Annotated in this window: 15 protein-coding genes; 11 read left to right on the top strand and 4 right to left on the bottom strand. The window is 40.3% G+C overall.

Translation table 11 applies throughout. The annotated features are described in order from the left end of the window. Positions 1 to 8: 8 nt before the first annotated feature. Genes ANCC_RS13915 through ANCC_RS13870 form a run of 10 tightly spaced genes read left to right on the top strand, consistent with a single transcriptional unit; the run spans position 9 to position 6,531 of the window. Positions 9 to 1,013: an XkdQ/YqbQ family protein gene (locus tag ANCC_RS13915; RefSeq protein WP_006566113.1), complete on the top strand. Its 1,005-nt coding sequence runs from the start codon at positions 9 to 11 to the stop codon at positions 1,011 to 1,013. Continuing rightward, complete coding sequence (locus ANCC_RS13910; protein ID WP_006566112.1) at positions 1,013 to 1,300, top strand: hypothetical protein; 288 nt, start codon at positions 1,013 to 1,015, stop codon at positions 1,298 to 1,300. Before ANCC_RS13915 ends, ANCC_RS13910 begins: the two co-directional genes overlap by 1 nt. A 17-nt stretch (positions 1,301 to 1,317) precedes the next feature. Continuing rightward, positions 1,318 to 1,788 (top strand): DUF2634 domain-containing protein, encoded by a 471-nt coding sequence (locus ANCC_RS13905; protein WP_006566111.1) that lies wholly within the window; start codon positions 1,318 to 1,320, stop codon positions 1,786 to 1,788. A 14-nt stretch (positions 1,789 to 1,802) separates the two neighbouring features. Then, the gene (locus ANCC_RS13900) at positions 1,803 to 2,966 is read left to right on the top strand and encodes a baseplate J/gp47 family protein (RefSeq protein WP_006566110.1); all 1,164 of its coding nucleotides are present in this window, start codon (positions 1,803 to 1,805) and stop codon (positions 2,964 to 2,966) included. 9 nt (positions 2,967 to 2,975) lie between these two features. Next, positions 2,976 to 3,542 (top strand): putative phage tail protein, encoded by a 567-nt coding sequence (locus ANCC_RS13895; RefSeq protein ID WP_006566109.1) that lies wholly within the window; start codon positions 2,976 to 2,978, stop codon positions 3,540 to 3,542. A 1-nt stretch (position 3,543) separates the two neighbouring features. After that, positions 3,544 to 4,674, top strand: a complete 1,131-nt coding sequence (locus ANCC_RS13890; RefSeq protein WP_050754276.1) for a phage baseplate protein — start codon at positions 3,544 to 3,546, stop codon at positions 4,672 to 4,674. Beyond that, positions 4,671 to 4,967 carry a hypothetical protein gene (locus ANCC_RS13885; protein WP_006566107.1) on the top strand — a complete coding sequence of 99 codons (297 nt, stop codon included), beginning with the start codon at positions 4,671 to 4,673 and terminating at the stop codon, positions 4,965 to 4,967. The genes ANCC_RS13890 and ANCC_RS13885 overlap by 4 nt, the downstream gene beginning before the upstream one ends. A gap of 16 nt (positions 4,968 to 4,983) precedes the next feature. Then, a complete protein-coding gene (locus ANCC_RS13880) occupies positions 4,984 to 5,241 on the top strand; it encodes a phage holin family protein (RefSeq protein WP_039946399.1) in 258 nt (85 codons plus the stop codon). Between the two features lies 1 nt (position 5,242). After that, entirely contained in the window at positions 5,243 to 6,043 is an 801-nt protein-coding gene (locus ANCC_RS13875; protein WP_006566105.1) for an N-acetylmuramoyl-L-alanine amidase, read from the top strand. A 53-nt stretch (positions 6,044 to 6,096) separates the two neighbouring features. Beyond that, a complete protein-coding gene (locus ANCC_RS13870; RefSeq protein WP_006566104.1) occupies positions 6,097 to 6,531 on the top strand; it encodes a zinc ribbon domain-containing protein in 435 nt (144 codons plus the stop codon). Positions 6,532 to 6,585: 54 nt separating this feature from the next. Here the strand turns inward: ANCC_RS13870 and ANCC_RS13865 are convergent, their stop codons facing one another. The 4 genes from ANCC_RS13865 to ANCC_RS13850 form a co-directional block, all read right to left on the bottom strand. Continuing rightward, on the bottom strand, positions 6,586 to 6,759 hold the full coding sequence (locus tag ANCC_RS13865) for a YdeI/OmpD-associated family protein (protein ID WP_022261054.1): 174 nt from the start codon (positions 6,757 to 6,759) through the stop codon (positions 6,586 to 6,588). 71 nt (positions 6,760 to 6,830) lie between these two features. After that, on the bottom strand, positions 6,831 to 7,505 hold the full coding sequence (locus tag ANCC_RS13860; protein ID WP_009290575.1) for an Ig-like domain-containing protein: 675 nt from the start codon (positions 7,503 to 7,505) through the stop codon (positions 6,831 to 6,833). A gap of 19 nt (positions 7,506 to 7,524) precedes the next feature. Further along, positions 7,525 to 8,175 (bottom strand): Ig-like domain-containing protein, encoded by a 651-nt coding sequence (locus ANCC_RS13855; protein WP_129699958.1) that lies wholly within the window; start codon positions 8,173 to 8,175, stop codon positions 7,525 to 7,527. Positions 8,176 to 8,282: 107 nt separating this feature from the next. Further along, positions 8,283 to 8,759 carry a hypothetical protein gene (locus ANCC_RS13850; RefSeq protein ID WP_006566100.1) on the bottom strand — a complete coding sequence of 159 codons (477 nt, stop codon included), beginning with the start codon at positions 8,757 to 8,759 and terminating at the stop codon, positions 8,283 to 8,285. Positions 8,760 to 9,014: 255 nt separating this feature from the next. On the opposite strand from ANCC_RS13850, the gene ANCC_RS13845 reads away from it, so the two are divergent. Continuing rightward, on the top strand, positions 9,015 to 14,390 hold the full coding sequence (locus tag ANCC_RS13845; RefSeq protein ID WP_167319330.1) for a GLUG motif-containing protein: 5,376 nt from the start codon (positions 9,015 to 9,017) through the stop codon (positions 14,388 to 14,390). Positions 14,391 to 14,438: the final 48 nt, after the last annotated feature.

Here is a 14,438-nt window from a genome sequence, read left to right as displayed (position 1 = left end):
GGTGGACTATGGCAGGATCATTAGAGCATCCGTTATACAGGTGTCTGATAAAAACAAAAAAAGCGAATTATAACGTTTCAAATCTGCTGACGAGCCTTACAACGTCACAAAACAATGAGGAACTGGCTCAAAGCGTTTCCATTACGATTCCAAATATAAAAGATAAGAACAAATATCTATATAATAACATTACAGTCCGGGATTCGTTATACCTGTATTGTGATACCGGAAGCGGTTACAAGGAAATATTCAGAGGAATCATATGGGAGAAAGATTATACGAGTGATGTGACAAAGGATCTGAATTTAATGGCATATGACCGGCTGATCTATCTGCAGAATTCACAGGATAATTTTTTCTTTTCAAAAGGAAAAAATACGAAGACCATTCTTCAGACAATTTGTAAGCGATGGGGAATCAAATTAAACTTTCAGTATAAAAGTATCAAACATAAGAGGAAGATCATCAGGGAAGAGACTATTTCTGATGCCATACTTTCGATTTTGGATGAAGTGAAGAAAAAGACAGGAACGAAATATGTGATCTACTGTGAAAAAGGAGTTTTGACCATACGGAAGAGGGCATACAACAAGAAGATTTATACATTAAATCAAAAGGACTCCGCGTTGTCACAGAATACAAGAGTTACCATGGATGGAATGGTGACAAAGGTGGCGATTTACCGGGAACAGGAGTCAGAGAAAAAGGAGCTTCCGCCAAAAAAGGTGACAGTAGTCAAAGGAAATACATCCCGTTATGGTACACTTCAGCAAATTATTGTGAGAGACTCAGATGATAAGAAGTCTGCCCATGCAAAGAAAGAAGCAAAAGAAATTTTGAAAGAACAAGGGAAACCAATATATGAACGTACTCTTGAAGCAGTAGATAATCCATATATTAAAAAGGGCCACAGGATTAAAAGCAGTGCAGGAGCTCTGGAAGGTTATTATACCGTTATCGGAATCGAACATGACTGCTTCAATGGAACAATGAGCTTGGAGGTGGAGACCTGATGGCAGTAAAAGGGAATATAAGACTGGCGGCTATTTTACAGAAGAGAATGGGAAAAATCAAGGAGGCAGGATTTATCCCCAATGCGGAGATAGGAACGTATAAAAATAAGGGATTGGTGCTGGATAGCTTTCCTGATAATGTCATCGGAAATGATGAACTTGTTCTGTGCAGTACCTTGAAAGGAAAACTTGCACAGTCAGCAGGCAAAAGCATCAGAGTATTGGTCGTATGGGCAGATGAAACGCCTGTGGTAGTAGATCAGGTAGAAATGGTGGATGAATCATAATTTAGGGAGGTGATGATATGGCCAATCTTTTTCCTGAGGATATGGAAGATGAGGATTTAGAATTAGAACAGTTGGAAGAACAAATAGATGAGGAACCGGTGGGTTACAAACCAAGCGTCTGTTTTGATGACGGATTAGAAGACTTTAAAAGGGACGGATCTATGAAACTGGTAGAATGCAGCGGTCTGGAGGCATGGATACAGTGGTGCAAAAAAGTTATTCAGACAAAAAGATATGTATGTCAGGCATACAGCGATGATATCGGAATTGATATTGAACAGGCTTTTCAGGCAGGGTCCAGAGAAGAAGCAGAAAGTATATTGGAAAATGAAATCGTGGAGGCCTTGGAAGCAGATCCGTATGGAAGGACTGAGTTTGTACAGTCTGTCACATTTCAGTGGAAAAATCCTGATTCAGTAGAAGTACTTTGTAAAGTCATTGGTATTGATTCAAATGAAGCAGAACTGCAGGCGGTAATTGAGAGATAGTAAGGAGGAAGTATATGGATGAAGAAATTTTAGAGAATTTAGAGGAAGAATTAGAAGATGATGATTTTCAGATCCCTAAGTTTCTTGAGGAATCCAGTGAGGAAGAGGTCCATAAAAGAATGCTGGATAACCTGCAGAAGGATCTGGATACATCAGAAGGCGGGTATGTTTATGATTTAACCAAACCGACAGCCATCGAAGTTTCCCGAATGAAAGAATTTGAACTGGTAGAGGCCCTCAAATTGATCTGGCCGAGATTTGCTGAGGGAATTTATTTGGATTATCATGCGGAAACAAGAGGATTAGAAAGAAAAGAAGCAATCAATGCAAAAGGAATTCTTCGTATCGAAGGACAGGCCGGCACGCTCATACCTGAGGGTGCTGTTTTTACGACAGAAAGTATAAATGATGAACCTGAGAAAGAGTATGAGACTTTAATGGAAGTCCAGATTGCAGAAGAAGGTTTTGTGGATGTAGAGATTCAGAGTGTGGAGGCCGGATTATCTGGAAACAGTGGTGAGAATACAGTCATTCTGCAGGGAGACATCATCGAAGGAATCAACACGGTTACAAATCCTGCTCCGATTGCAGGCGGTTTGGAAGCAGAGGAAGATGAGAGCCTGAGAGAAAGGATCATGGAATATGACCAGACACAAGGGGATTCGTTCGTGGGAAATATGAACGACTATAAACGCTGGGCTTTATCTGTGGAAGGGACCGGGAATGCCAGGATTGTCAGCCCGGAAGACGGAAGCGGAATCGTAACCATCTATTTGACAAGTTCAGATGGAAAACCTGCGACAAAGGACTTATGTCTGGAAGTTCAGAATTATATCATGAGGCCGGATAATCCGGATGAACGGCTGGCGCCTGTCAACTCCATAGTAAATGTAGAACCAGCGGCAGAACTTTCTATTGCGGTGAAAGCGGTTGTCCAGCTAAAAGATAATACAATGGAAAACGTCAGAGAAACATTTATAAAAAGCATGCAGGAATACTTAACAACAGCGGAGACTGACGGGGAAATCAGATATACGAAGATAGCTAATATTTTGGGAAGTACAGCCGGGGTTTATGATTTCAGCAATCTTACTGTAAATTCCGGGCAGGTGAATATTCCGATTGAAGGCGGAAAGATCCCGGTATTAGATCTTCAAAATCTGGAGCTGACAGAATAGGAGGTAGTTATGGCAGTACATACAAAATTGATGGAAGAAGTTCTGACCAGTGAAGAAGCTCAGAAAATCATTGATTTTGTCAGCCCCGTTTACGGGAATTCCTATGTCGCTCTTAAACTTTTTCAGAGCATCGGGCTGGCATTAGATGAGATCAACAGTTTTCCGGATGATTTTATAGATCAGATCATGATACAGACTGCAACATGGTCTCTGGATTACTGGGAAGAACAGTACAGACTTTATCCGGAACCCGGATGGAGCATAGAACAGCGCAGAAAAAATCTGCTGGAAAATTTGGGACACCGGTTTAACAATCCCAAAAAAATTGAAAATGTACTTGAAGTATTGACAGGACATAATGTTCAGATTGAAGAGAATATCGAGAAAAACAAATTTCAGGTGTTTGTCATGGGATATGTCAGAGATCTGAAGCCTGTCACGGACTTTGTGGATAAAGTAAAACCGGCGCATCTTAGCTATAAAATCAAGATGTCAGAATTAATTGAGGCAGATGTGTGGATTTATACTGGAATCTGCCTTTCTGAACATGAATTTTACAGAATCGAGGTGGAATAAAGTGAATATATGGAAGTCAGCAGTTATTACAAAAAAAGGGCAGGCTCTGCAGGATAAGCTGATTGCAGGGCAGACATTACAATTTACAAAAGTACAGACCGGGACTGGAGAAGCAGTCATTACTCAGCTTGAAGACCAGACTGATCTGATCGGTCCCAATCAGCTTATTACATTTCAGCAGATAGAAGAAATAGACGGACATATCGACATTTCTGTGCTGTTGGAAAATACCAAGCTAGTGAAAGGATATGAACTCTGGCAGGTCGGAATTTTTGCTCAGGATCCGGATGAAGGAGAAATTTTATATTGTCTGGCACAGGCATCAGAGGCAAAGAAGATTCCTGCGGCATCGGAGAATCCAGGGTTTTCGGTTACATGGAAATTTCATTTAAAGAATTCCGGTAAAGCAGAAACGGATATTTCGATAACTCCTGCCGGATTGGTCGATTTCCGGCATTTTGATGAGAGAAAGAACGAAGTAAATCAAAGATTTCAGGATGTAGAGACAAAAATGGGAAGTCTGGACAACTTAAAGACCAGTGAAAAACAGAGTCTTGTCTTAGCAGTCAATGAACTGAAAACAGGAGTGGACCGCTTAAACCAAACATTTCTCGAAAAAACATATCCTATCGGAAGTGTTTATACATCTGTTAGATATCAAAATCCTTCCCAGCTTTTTGGAGGTGTCTGGCAGGAATTTGCCAAAGGGCAGGTATTAGTAGGAGTAAACACCACAGATCCGTTATTTAATACCGTAGAAAAATCGGGCGGAAGCAAAAACTCTGTAGTAGTTGCACATAACCACAGTGTAAATGGATTGTCAGTCAGTCCTGTAGGAGACCATACACATACAATTAATAGTGCAGGAAACCACAGACACGGAGTATATGCTGATGTTGACTGTATCACTTCAGCCACAGGGGCCAGGGATCTGGCCTGCCCCGAAAAAAATAAGGATACCCTATGGGAATCCGCAACACCGTATGCAGGAAATCATTCACATTCTATGTCTGGTAAAGGAGGACATAATCATACGGTACCAGCCCATTCCACAAACAGCAGCGGTGGAGACGGCACAAACAAAAATCTGCAGCCATATTTAACAGTATATTATTGGAAAAGAACAGGGTGAGACGAGAAGTGATCGAACAAATTTTAGCAGTATGCGGCGGCATCAGCATCATTGGAGGTGCCGGTGCCGTCATTTATAAAATCATTTATCCCGCTCTGCAGTTCAGCCAAAGGGTGGAACAGCTGGAGGAGCACTCGGAAAATGACTATCAGCGGCTGAAAGGACTGGAGGAGATGCAGAAACAACAGTCCAAATGCTTAGCCGCAATGCTGAACCATCAGATAACAGGAAATGGGATAGAAAATATGAAGAAAATAAGAGATGAGCTTTTGGAGAGCATTATTGAAAAATAAAAGGGGGGTCAAACAGATGGATTTGAGCTTTATTACGGAATATTATATGCCGATGGTCCTGACAGCATCTTTGATCATTGGTTATGTGGTGAAAAAATCGCTGGATTTTATTCCTAACAAGTACATACCATTGATTCTTGCCGTCAGCGGTGCGGTGCTTGGCTGTATCGTAAACAAGACGGTTGCACTGGAGCCTGTGGTTTATGGAGCATTTTCCGGACTTGCCAGTACAGGGCTTCACCAGGCATTTACGAGATTAGTGGAGGGGGAATAAGATGGCAGTTTACAATATCAGTGCCGGGCATAATCCGTCCGGGAAGGTGGCCTGCGGTGCAGTCGGACTTTTAGATGAGTCAAGAGAAAACAGGCTGGTTGTTAAAGAAATCATCAGTCTGTTGAGATCTGCCGGGCATAAAGTATACGATTGTACTTGCAGCAACGGAAAGAGCCAGGGAGATGTTCTGAAAAAGATTGTTGCCAAATGTAATAAAAGAGAAGTTTCACTGGATGTCTCTATTCACTTTAATTCAGGGAGAAACGACTGTTCCGGCGACGGGAAAATCGCCGGTGCAGAGGTCTGGTGTACGGCATCCTCCGGAATCAAAAAGCGTGCAGCAGAAAAAATTTTAAAAAATATGAAAAAACTTGGTTTTACAAACAGAGGAATCAAGACAACAGGCGGACTTTATTACCTAAATCATACAATTAATAAAGCAATTTTGGTGGAAGTTTGTTTTGTGGACGACAAAGACGATTGCGAACTGTACAAAAAAGCTGGGTACAAAGAAGTGGCCAGGGCGATCGCTGAAGGAATTGCAGGGGAAGAAATAAAGCAGGGGAAAACTAGTAAATATACTGCCGTGAAAAAAACTTCGTCAAAAGAGGCGGTCCGCTGGCTTCAGGGAAAGCTGAATCAATGCTATACAGGGACACTCCCAAAACTCGCAGAGGACGGTATTTGGGGTCCGAAAACTCAGGAAATGCTGGAAGCATACTGGGAACAGCTGAATTGGAGAAAAGGAAGTTATGCAGGCGGAAAAACCTGTAAAGCACTGTATAAAAACAGGAAAAAATGACATATCTGTGCTATAATTTAGTTACAACAATACGATGATTCGGAGGGAGAGAGATGATTTGTCAGAATTGTGGTAAAGAGAACAGGGAGGATGCTCTGTACTGTGAATGGTGCGGCGTAAAGCTGGAGGTTCCAAATGAAAAGGATCAGCAGTTTCGTTTGTTTCTGAGCAGGAAAGAGCGGAATTCCGGTATCTTCTGGAGTGTTGTAACACTTTTCTATGCATGGTTAGCATTAAGTTATTGGTTTGTCTGGTTTGGAGCCATTTATAATGTAGTCGTTATTATTTTAAGGTTTGTGCAGGCGGAAAAAGTAAAAAATCCATCTGTAGATCTGGTGCAGTCTTATCAGAATAAGAAGAAACTTCTTATCGTAACGCTCATTGTAAATGTATTAATTGGTTGGTTTCCGGTGGCTCTCGCAGGTTATTGGAACGATAAGACCAAGATAAACTATGTGATGAAAAATCCTGAGTTTGTAAAACAGTGACAGGAAAACAAAAAGAACAGGAAACAAAATCAAATTTTTGCTTCCTGTTCTTTTTTATTTGAATTGGTTTTCAACATAATTCCGCATTTCCTGCCGGGTCTTCATCTGTTTGGCACCGTCGATGACCTGACGCTGTTGGTCAGAAGTCAGCGAAGAAAATGCAGACAGGGCATTTTCGTGCTGTGCCAGTTCCATGGTAAATCCGATTGGAATATCTTCATTTCTCATAGTCATCACCTCAGAAATAGTATGACCGGAATCAGACAAAAAATACGGAAATAACATTCTATGCATTGCAGTCAGTCGTAATCGTCATAATCATCATCGTCGTCCCATTCCACATAAACGTGGACGTAGGCTTTTACCTTCGGATTATCTTTGCAAGTCAGCGTGATGGTTGCTCTGCCAGGTTTTTTGCCATAGATATAACCTTTGGAATTGACAGTCGCAACTTTTTTGTTGCTGGAAGAAAACGTTACCTTCTTGTTTGTGGCAGTCCGGGGATAAACCTTGTATTCGATGTCTTCCCAATCATGAACATCTACATCGGTGTAGCGGTCTTCCACCCAGATTCTGGTTGGCTTTGTATACTTCTTTTTTGCTTTTTTCTTTACCGTGATCGTACATGTCTTTTTCTTCTTTGTACCACGGATACGGCAGGTGATTTTAACTTTTCCAGTTTTCACTGCTTTTACAGTGATGTCATCATCTCTGCGGTCTCTGCTTACGATCTTCACAATTTTTTTGTTGCTGGTAGACCAGATCAGCTGGTCATCGTCGTAGTCAGAAGGGCGCGCGTAGGCTTCCAGCTCAAATTTTTGTCCTACCCGCAGGGTCTTCTTAGAGTAATTCAGCCTTCTTATAGAGGTCGGTTTTGGATCATCTTCGTCGGCATGGATGCTGAGCGGTGATATAATGACCGTCAGACTTAACAATGCTGCCAGTACAGCAGGCAGTAATTTTTTAATTTTCATATTTTCCTCCCATGAATCTTTAATCGTCATATTCTACAATTACATATACGTAAGCTTTTACCTTTGGATTAGCTTTACATGTCAGTGTAATCTTTGTTCTGCCCGGACGGACTCCTCTCACATCACCGCGGGAGTTTACGGTTGCTATTCTTTTATTGCCGGAACGGAAGGTTACTTTTTTGTTTGTAGCTTTTTTTGGATATACCTTATAATCAATATCCTCTGTATCATTTACGTCTACATCCATCCGTTTATCTTCCAGTTTGATCTTTGTTGGTTTTATGTATTTCTTTTTCGCTTTTTTCTTTACCGTTATGGTGCAGGTTTTCTTTTTCTTTGTTCCCCGGATGCGGCAGGTAATCTTTACTTTTCCGGTTTTCATGGCTTTTAATGTAATATCATCGTCTCTGCGGTCTTTGCTGATGATTTTTACGATTTTTTTGTTGCCGGTAGACCAGATGAGCTGGTCGTCATCGTAATCATATGGCCTTGCATAAGCCTTCAATTCAAACTTCTGCCCGACTCTGACAGTCCTCTTTTTATAGTTGAGTTTTCGGATAGAAGTGGGTTTCGGGTCGTCGCTGTCTGCATGAATTACTGCAGGGGACAGGGAAAGGGAAAGTCCCATCATGAATCCCATGAACATTAACAAGATTTTTTTGACTTTCATGGCTTACCTCCTTCGTCATAAAATACGTTTGCAGTGACAATATCTTCCGGCCTGCCCCGCATTCTGACAGGAAACAGGCCTGAGATATTGAAAATAAAATTCAGCGGTTAATCATCGATGCCAAATTTGTTTTCTAAAGTATCTTCTGCAAAATCAAGTTTGTCTTCCAGAGCGTCAATCCTGCGTTCGATTTCTTTATATTTTGCAGCTGAGAGTTTTCCGGTATCATACTGATGCTCATAATCGTCATCCAGAGTATCCAGTTCATGGTCGATGGCATCCAGTTCCTTTTTCAAACTATAAAATTTATCCTGATTTTTGGAAACATCGGAGACGGGTTTTGCTGCCTGGATTTTTTTTGTAATCTGTGAGATTTTTGTCTCATATTTGCTGAAGTCAGGTGTGTCGGAAGCGGTCGCCTGAGTCTCTGTTGACTTTTCTGTGGCATTTTCGGTTCCCTCTGCTGTCGTGGCAATGTCCTGTGTGGTAGTTGCTTCGGCCTGGTCTTTCGGTGTGCTTTGGCATCCTGCAAGTAAGAATACAAATGCTCCGCAGGCTAATATGGCTGTTATTTTATTTTTCATAATGAAATTCTCCTTTCGTATCTTTGATAACTTTATTATAGTTCCCTTTTATTAAAATAAAATTAAAGACTTCATTAATTTTAAAATGTTCTATGTATCTTTTTTACATTGAGAAAAATAGAAATATATGTTATTATTATTTATATAAAAGCTGGTTATATGACAGCAAATAGCATTCAGATAAATTTGACGGCATAGTAGAGAGAACTAATGCCGTTTTTGTTTTTTGAGATTATGAGAGAGGGAATGAGGATTATGAAAGAAAAAAAGTCAGGAGAAGTGTGTGGATTTACAAGCCGTATAAGAATTGCTGTACAAGTTTTTACGTTGTTTATGGCAGTGATATTAGCCTGTACATACATAGAGATTTATGGTGCAGGATTGGTGCCTGCCTACGCGTCACCGGCAGTTGTTAAACCTGAAGAGGGAGATGGTACTGCCGATCATCCCTATAAGATTGGTACAGCCCAAGAACTCTATTGGTTTGCAGAACTGGTAAACAGTGAAAAGGATAAGGCTGCTTGTGCTGTATTAACAAAAGACATCGAAGTAAATACGGGGGATGTCAGCGGATGTGATGGAAAGAAAGAAGAAGGATGGCAGGAATGGACTCCTATAGGAGACTTTTCGTCTGGAGGATATGAAGGCACATTTGATGGACAGGGACACACGATAAGCGGGCTCTATTTCAATGACAATGAAAAAAGGGCAGGATTATTTGCACGATTAATCGGAGCAGAAAAAGATGCTCCTGCCCGTGTAAGAAATGTTGGTATTGTAAATTCCTATATAAACGGGGAAGATGTAGGTGGAATTGCAGGACAAGCCCAGTATGCAGAGATAGACCAGTGCTTTAATACTTCCATGATTACGAGTGATAATAAAGTCACCTGTTGTCTGGGCGGCATTGTAGGAGAAAGTTTTGACACATATATTCATAATTGTTTTAATACTGGGACTGTAATAGGAAAGAATGCTATGTTTAGTTCGGTGGCAGGCATTTGCGGGTATAGTATGTCTTCGTCAGGCAAACTAAATAACTGCTATTATCAGGCAGAGAAGATTGACAGGGCTTACAATACAGGCAATCAACCCATTGTGACAAAGACTGAAGGAGTATCAGCCGAGGCATTCGCAGCAGGAAAAGTTACCTACCTTTTGAATGCCAACGATGAGGCAGCTTCAGATGTATGGGTCCAGAATGTTGACAATGGAAACACTCCTTATGGGAAAATACCGGAATTTAAAAATGCCAGCAAGGCTGCTGCTGTTTATCAGGTAACCGCATATAATTGTGACAAGACGGCGCCTTTGAAAGGAGTCGATGCTTACAGCAATAATGCGGCGGAACATGTGGCTACTCATATTTATAACAGCAGCACGGGAATATGCAGCGGATGCGGAAAAAATCATAAAGAGATTGCGGGATCCCATTCATATGATATCAATCATAAGTGTACGGTATGTGGATATGTTTGTCCTCACACTTATGACGCAGAAGCTCAAGATGGTATTTGCATAGAGTGCGGGTATGGACATGAACATGAAGTGACCGATTTTAATGAGGAACATGTCTGCGGAGTCTGTGGATATTTTTGCAAAGATCATAAGTATAATAAAGGCACCTGTTCTACGTGTGGATATGAACATCCGGAACATACCTACGAAAAAGGAGCCTGTATGGTCTGTGGGTTTGAACATCAGGAGCATCAGTTTGAGGAGGGTGTCTGTATAATCTGCGGATACAATTGTCCGCACAAATATGCTGATGGATTTTGTACAATTTGTGGTGTGGCATGTACAGACCATCATTATGTGAATGGTTTCTGTAATGTCTGTAAAGGATGTGAGTCAGCAACAGACACTGATAATGACGGAATACTTGAGATTGATAACTCGGGAAAACTGTATTGGTTTGCGGAGCAGGTGAATGCAGGAAGTTCAGGTATGAAGGCTGAGTTGACGAGAGATATTGTTGTCAACCCAAATATCCTAAAGGAAGATGGTTCTCTGGTTGATGGCGCAAATGATCTGCGGAAATGGACTCCAATCGGTACGAAGGAGAAAAACTATACAGGAGAATTCGACGGAAACGGGCATACAATTTCCGGATTATATTGTACCTTCAGATCGGACTATTCCGGATTATTTGGATATATTTCAAACGCGACAATAAAAAATATAGGAGTAAAAGATTCTTGGTTTTATGGAAAATATTACACAGGAAGTATTTGTGCATATAGTACTAATAATTCTTTGATTGGAAAGTGTTTTAACGATGGAAGCACTGTAATCGGCACATATGGGTATATTGGAGGAATCAGCGGCTATTCAAGTCAGACGGATATACGGAATTGTTATAATACAGGAGACATCTCAGCTACAGAGTCTCTTGGATGTAATGTGGGAGGTATCTGCGGAGGGTTCAGCCATTACGATAGCGGTTCTGTTGAGAATTGTTCCAATACCGGAAAAGTTTCATTTGCTAAAATAACTGGAGTACCGAAATATTATATTGGGGGTATTTGCGGATTTACTTATAATCAAGATTTCAAAAATTGTTATTATCTCGATGATGAAGAATCGGATGAACTTGAGGGAACAACACATAAGACCAGAGAACAGTTTTCATCAGGAGAAGTCACATGGCTTCTAGACACATCGGATGGAACTGTAAATCATACAAATGGCTGGAAACAAAACTTAGAGACGAAAGAACCAGGGTTTGATAAACAAGGCTTGTTAATATACCGTTTATCTTATCAGAAAGAGGATGATCCCAAGAGATACATAGAATATTTTGATGACTCATATGATCTGAAACCATTAAATTTATCAGGTGATTGGGTATATGAAGGTGATACTCTAGATCAGAAAAACAAAGACGGAGATTCATACATTGATCTAACGGCAACAATCTATTCTGACCTCACAATAAAGCAGCTGGTTCCTATTCGTATTAAGTCTGATCTGCCGACAGATATTGCAGGAACTTATCCCAGAGAGTTTTCAACAATTTATCTGTGTGATTATGTAGAAAATCTTGAAAATGTAGGGGGTATTAAATCCTGTGAGGTTACAGAGGGGACGGTTCCTCCTGGTTTAAAATTGTCAGAAAGCAGGGAAGACGTAGGGAAGATCATGGGCTTTTGTGATGAGGCCGGTACGTATCCTGTTACCTTTACACTGACAGGAAAATATGATCAAAAAAAAGAACTAAAGCTGGTTTTTAAAATTGCAAAGGCAGAAGGCGAGCTTAAGTTTAAAAATTATTATCAAAATCATACTTATGATGGGGGGCCTCTTGAAGAACCAACAAACGATAATGCGGAAACTTTCACGAACAGGGAAGGGGAGTTTTCGCGTAGATGGTTTTCAGGTTATAATGACGGGAAGATCGAAGGACTGGAAGAATTACAAAGTGCGCCTAAAGATGTAGGAATTTATACAGTGCAGATAACAAAAGGAGAGACAAAAAATCGCAAAGCAGTTTCTGCAACGATGAAAATAGAAATTAAGCAGGCATATATCCATCATTTTCTGGAAGAACTTGAAATAACGCCATATAAAGGGGTATACGATGGAAAATCGCATGATGCAGTAAAAATAGCCGGCGTGTCTGACGATATGAAAGTCCAATATAGCTTAAATGATTCAGCGTTTAGTGAAGAAATGCCTCAACTTACTGATAAAGGTTCTTATAAAATCGCAATACAAATTTCAGGAGATAATTTTTATAACAAATATATTTATTATGATAAAGATAGAAATCCATGGATTTCTGCAGGGATCACGGAAAAAGAATTGACTTCTGAAATGGTACAGGAGATTCCTGGCCAGATTTATACGGGAAATCCAATTACACTGGAAGATGATTTATCTATAATAGATGAAGACCATAAACTCATTTTAGGGAAGGATTATGAGATAACAGGATATTCTGAGAATACATTTGCTGGCTCTGCTGCCTGGGTAGAGATTCAGGGAAAGAATAATTATACTGGCATTGTAACCCAGCCTTTCACGATAGTAAAGGCAGACAGAGCACCAAATATCCCGGATGAAGAGATAACAGTGGATTATGAAGTTGAATCTGTGTCTGAGGTTGACCTGCCGGAAGATTGGGAATGGACGGAAGAATCTTTTGATAAAGAACTTCATGTCGGTGAAACGACTGCGACAGCAGAATACATGGGAGAAGATAAAGGAAACTATAAAGTTGAATCTGTCGAGATTCAGATTACAAGGCAGGAATGTCCTCACGAGCATACAGAGTTGGTGCATAAGAGTAAACCTACTTATACAGAAGACGGGTATACAGGAGATATTCAGTGTATCATTTGTAACGAGATCATTGAGTATGGGGAAGTGATTCCAAGACTGGACCCGACGGATATTAGCGGTGCTAATGTATATGGTATACACGATTTAGTTTATACAGGGAAAGCACAGACCCTTCATCTGGAAGTAGTTATAAAGGGGGAAACCTTAAAGAGAGAACAGGACTATACCATTGATTATGAGGACAATACAAAAGTAGGAAAAGCAACTGTGAGAATCACAGGAACCAATGGATACACGGGAACAATTATAAAAAGTTTTTTGATTACAAAAGCGGAGAAAGCACCCAATATGCCTGCCGGGTTCCTGAATGTGAGTTACAGCAATGAAACGGTGTCTGATATTTTGCTGCCGGAAGATTGGGAATGGAAGGAGTCGGATAAGAGAAAAGAACTCATAGCCGGGGAGACAGTTACCGCTGCAGCAGAATATGTGGGAACTGATAAAGACTGTTATGAATCCACCAATGTAATGATGCGTATTACGAGGCTTGCATGTGCCCATAAAAATACGGAAGTAACAGGCAAAACAGAAGCAAGCTATGCGGCAGAAGGATATAGCGGAGATGTTTATTGTAAGATATGCGGAAGAATTGTGGAAAAGGGGAGGAGCATTGAAAGACTGAAACCAAGAAGTATTGCCGGAGCATCTGTATATGGTATCAGGACATTAAACTATACAGGGAAACCACAGACTTTACCCATAAAAGTGATTGTTTCAGGAAAAACTTTATCCAGGGATATTGATTATACGTTGAGCTACAAAAATAATACTAAGATTGGGACGGCAGAGGTATGGATTAAGGGCAAAAACATGTATTCCGGAAGTATCATAAAAAAATTTAAGATATCCGCACTAAAAGGTAGGATTTACTCTGTAGGAAGCATGAAATATCAGGTTATAAGTTCGGCGGGAACAGTTAAATTGATTGGCAGTTCGAGATCTAAAACATCCTTAAAAACGCTTACAATTTCGAGCAGTGTTAAAATTGGCGGAAAGAATTTTCGTATTACAGCCATTGGGGACAAAGCGTTTAAAGGATATAAAAAGCTTAAGAAAGTTACTGTTGGAAACAATATAGTGTCAATTGGAAAAGAAAGTTTCAGCGGATGTAAAAGCTTAAAGTATATTTATATTAAAACTGCTAAGCTTAAAACCATGGGGAAAAACGCCATAAAAAGTATAAATAAAAAGTCTGTTATAAAGGTTCCGCGAAAACAGTTGAAGAAGTACAAAAAGCTGATGAAAAGCAGAACCGGTTTTAAGAAGACAATGAAAATAAGAAAATAACTTTAAACAGGAGGTGTAAAAGATACAGGTGTTCAATTCATGAGCACC

Origin of the sequence: Anaerostipes caccae L1-92 (genome assembly GCF_014467075.1) — a bacterium.
Lineage (GTDB): Bacteria > Bacillota > Clostridia > Lachnospirales > Lachnospiraceae > Anaerostipes > Anaerostipes caccae.
Note: the sequence above shows the minus strand (reverse complement) of the source record. Positions and strands in the feature narration are given on the sequence as shown.

What these genes read in the sequence shown, in the direction of transcription:
- ANCC_RS13915 (WP_006566113.1), top strand. Translation starts at nt 9, where the DNA reads ATGGCAGGATCATTAGAGCATCCGTTATACAGGTGTCTGATAAAAACA.
- ANCC_RS13910 (WP_006566112.1), top strand. Translation starts at nt 1,013, where the DNA reads ATGGCAGTAAAAGGGAATATAAGACTGGCGGCTATTTTACAGAAGAGA.
- ANCC_RS13905 (WP_006566111.1), top strand. Translation starts at nt 1,318, where the DNA reads ATGGCCAATCTTTTTCCTGAGGATATGGAAGATGAGGATTTAGAATTA.
- ANCC_RS13900 (WP_006566110.1), top strand. Translation starts at nt 1,803, where the DNA reads ATGGATGAAGAAATTTTAGAGAATTTAGAGGAAGAATTAGAAGATGAT.
- ANCC_RS13895 (WP_006566109.1), top strand. Translation starts at nt 2,976, where the DNA reads ATGGCAGTACATACAAAATTGATGGAAGAAGTTCTGACCAGTGAAGAA.
- ANCC_RS13880 (WP_039946399.1), top strand. Translation starts at nt 4,984, where the DNA reads ATGGATTTGAGCTTTATTACGGAATATTATATGCCGATGGTCCTGACA.
- ANCC_RS13875 (WP_006566105.1), top strand. Translation starts at nt 5,243, where the DNA reads ATGGCAGTTTACAATATCAGTGCCGGGCATAATCCGTCCGGGAAGGTG.
- ANCC_RS13870 (WP_006566104.1), top strand. Translation starts at nt 6,097, where the DNA reads ATGATTTGTCAGAATTGTGGTAAAGAGAACAGGGAGGATGCTCTGTAC.
- ANCC_RS13865 (WP_022261054.1), bottom strand. Translation starts at nt 6,759, where the DNA reads ATGAGAAATGAAGATATTCCAATCGGATTTACCATGGAACTGGCACAG.
- ANCC_RS13860 (WP_009290575.1), bottom strand. Translation starts at nt 7,505, where the DNA reads ATGAAAATTAAAAAATTACTGCCTGCTGTACTGGCAGCATTGTTAAGT.
- ANCC_RS13855 (WP_129699958.1), bottom strand. Translation starts at nt 8,175, where the DNA reads ATGAAAGTCAAAAAAATCTTGTTAATGTTCATGGGATTCATGATGGGA.
- ANCC_RS13850 (WP_006566100.1), bottom strand. Translation starts at nt 8,759, where the DNA reads ATGAAAAATAAAATAACAGCCATATTAGCCTGCGGAGCATTTGTATTC.
- ANCC_RS13845 (WP_167319330.1), top strand. Translation starts at nt 9,015, where the DNA reads ATGAAAGAAAAAAAGTCAGGAGAAGTGTGTGGATTTACAAGCCGTATA.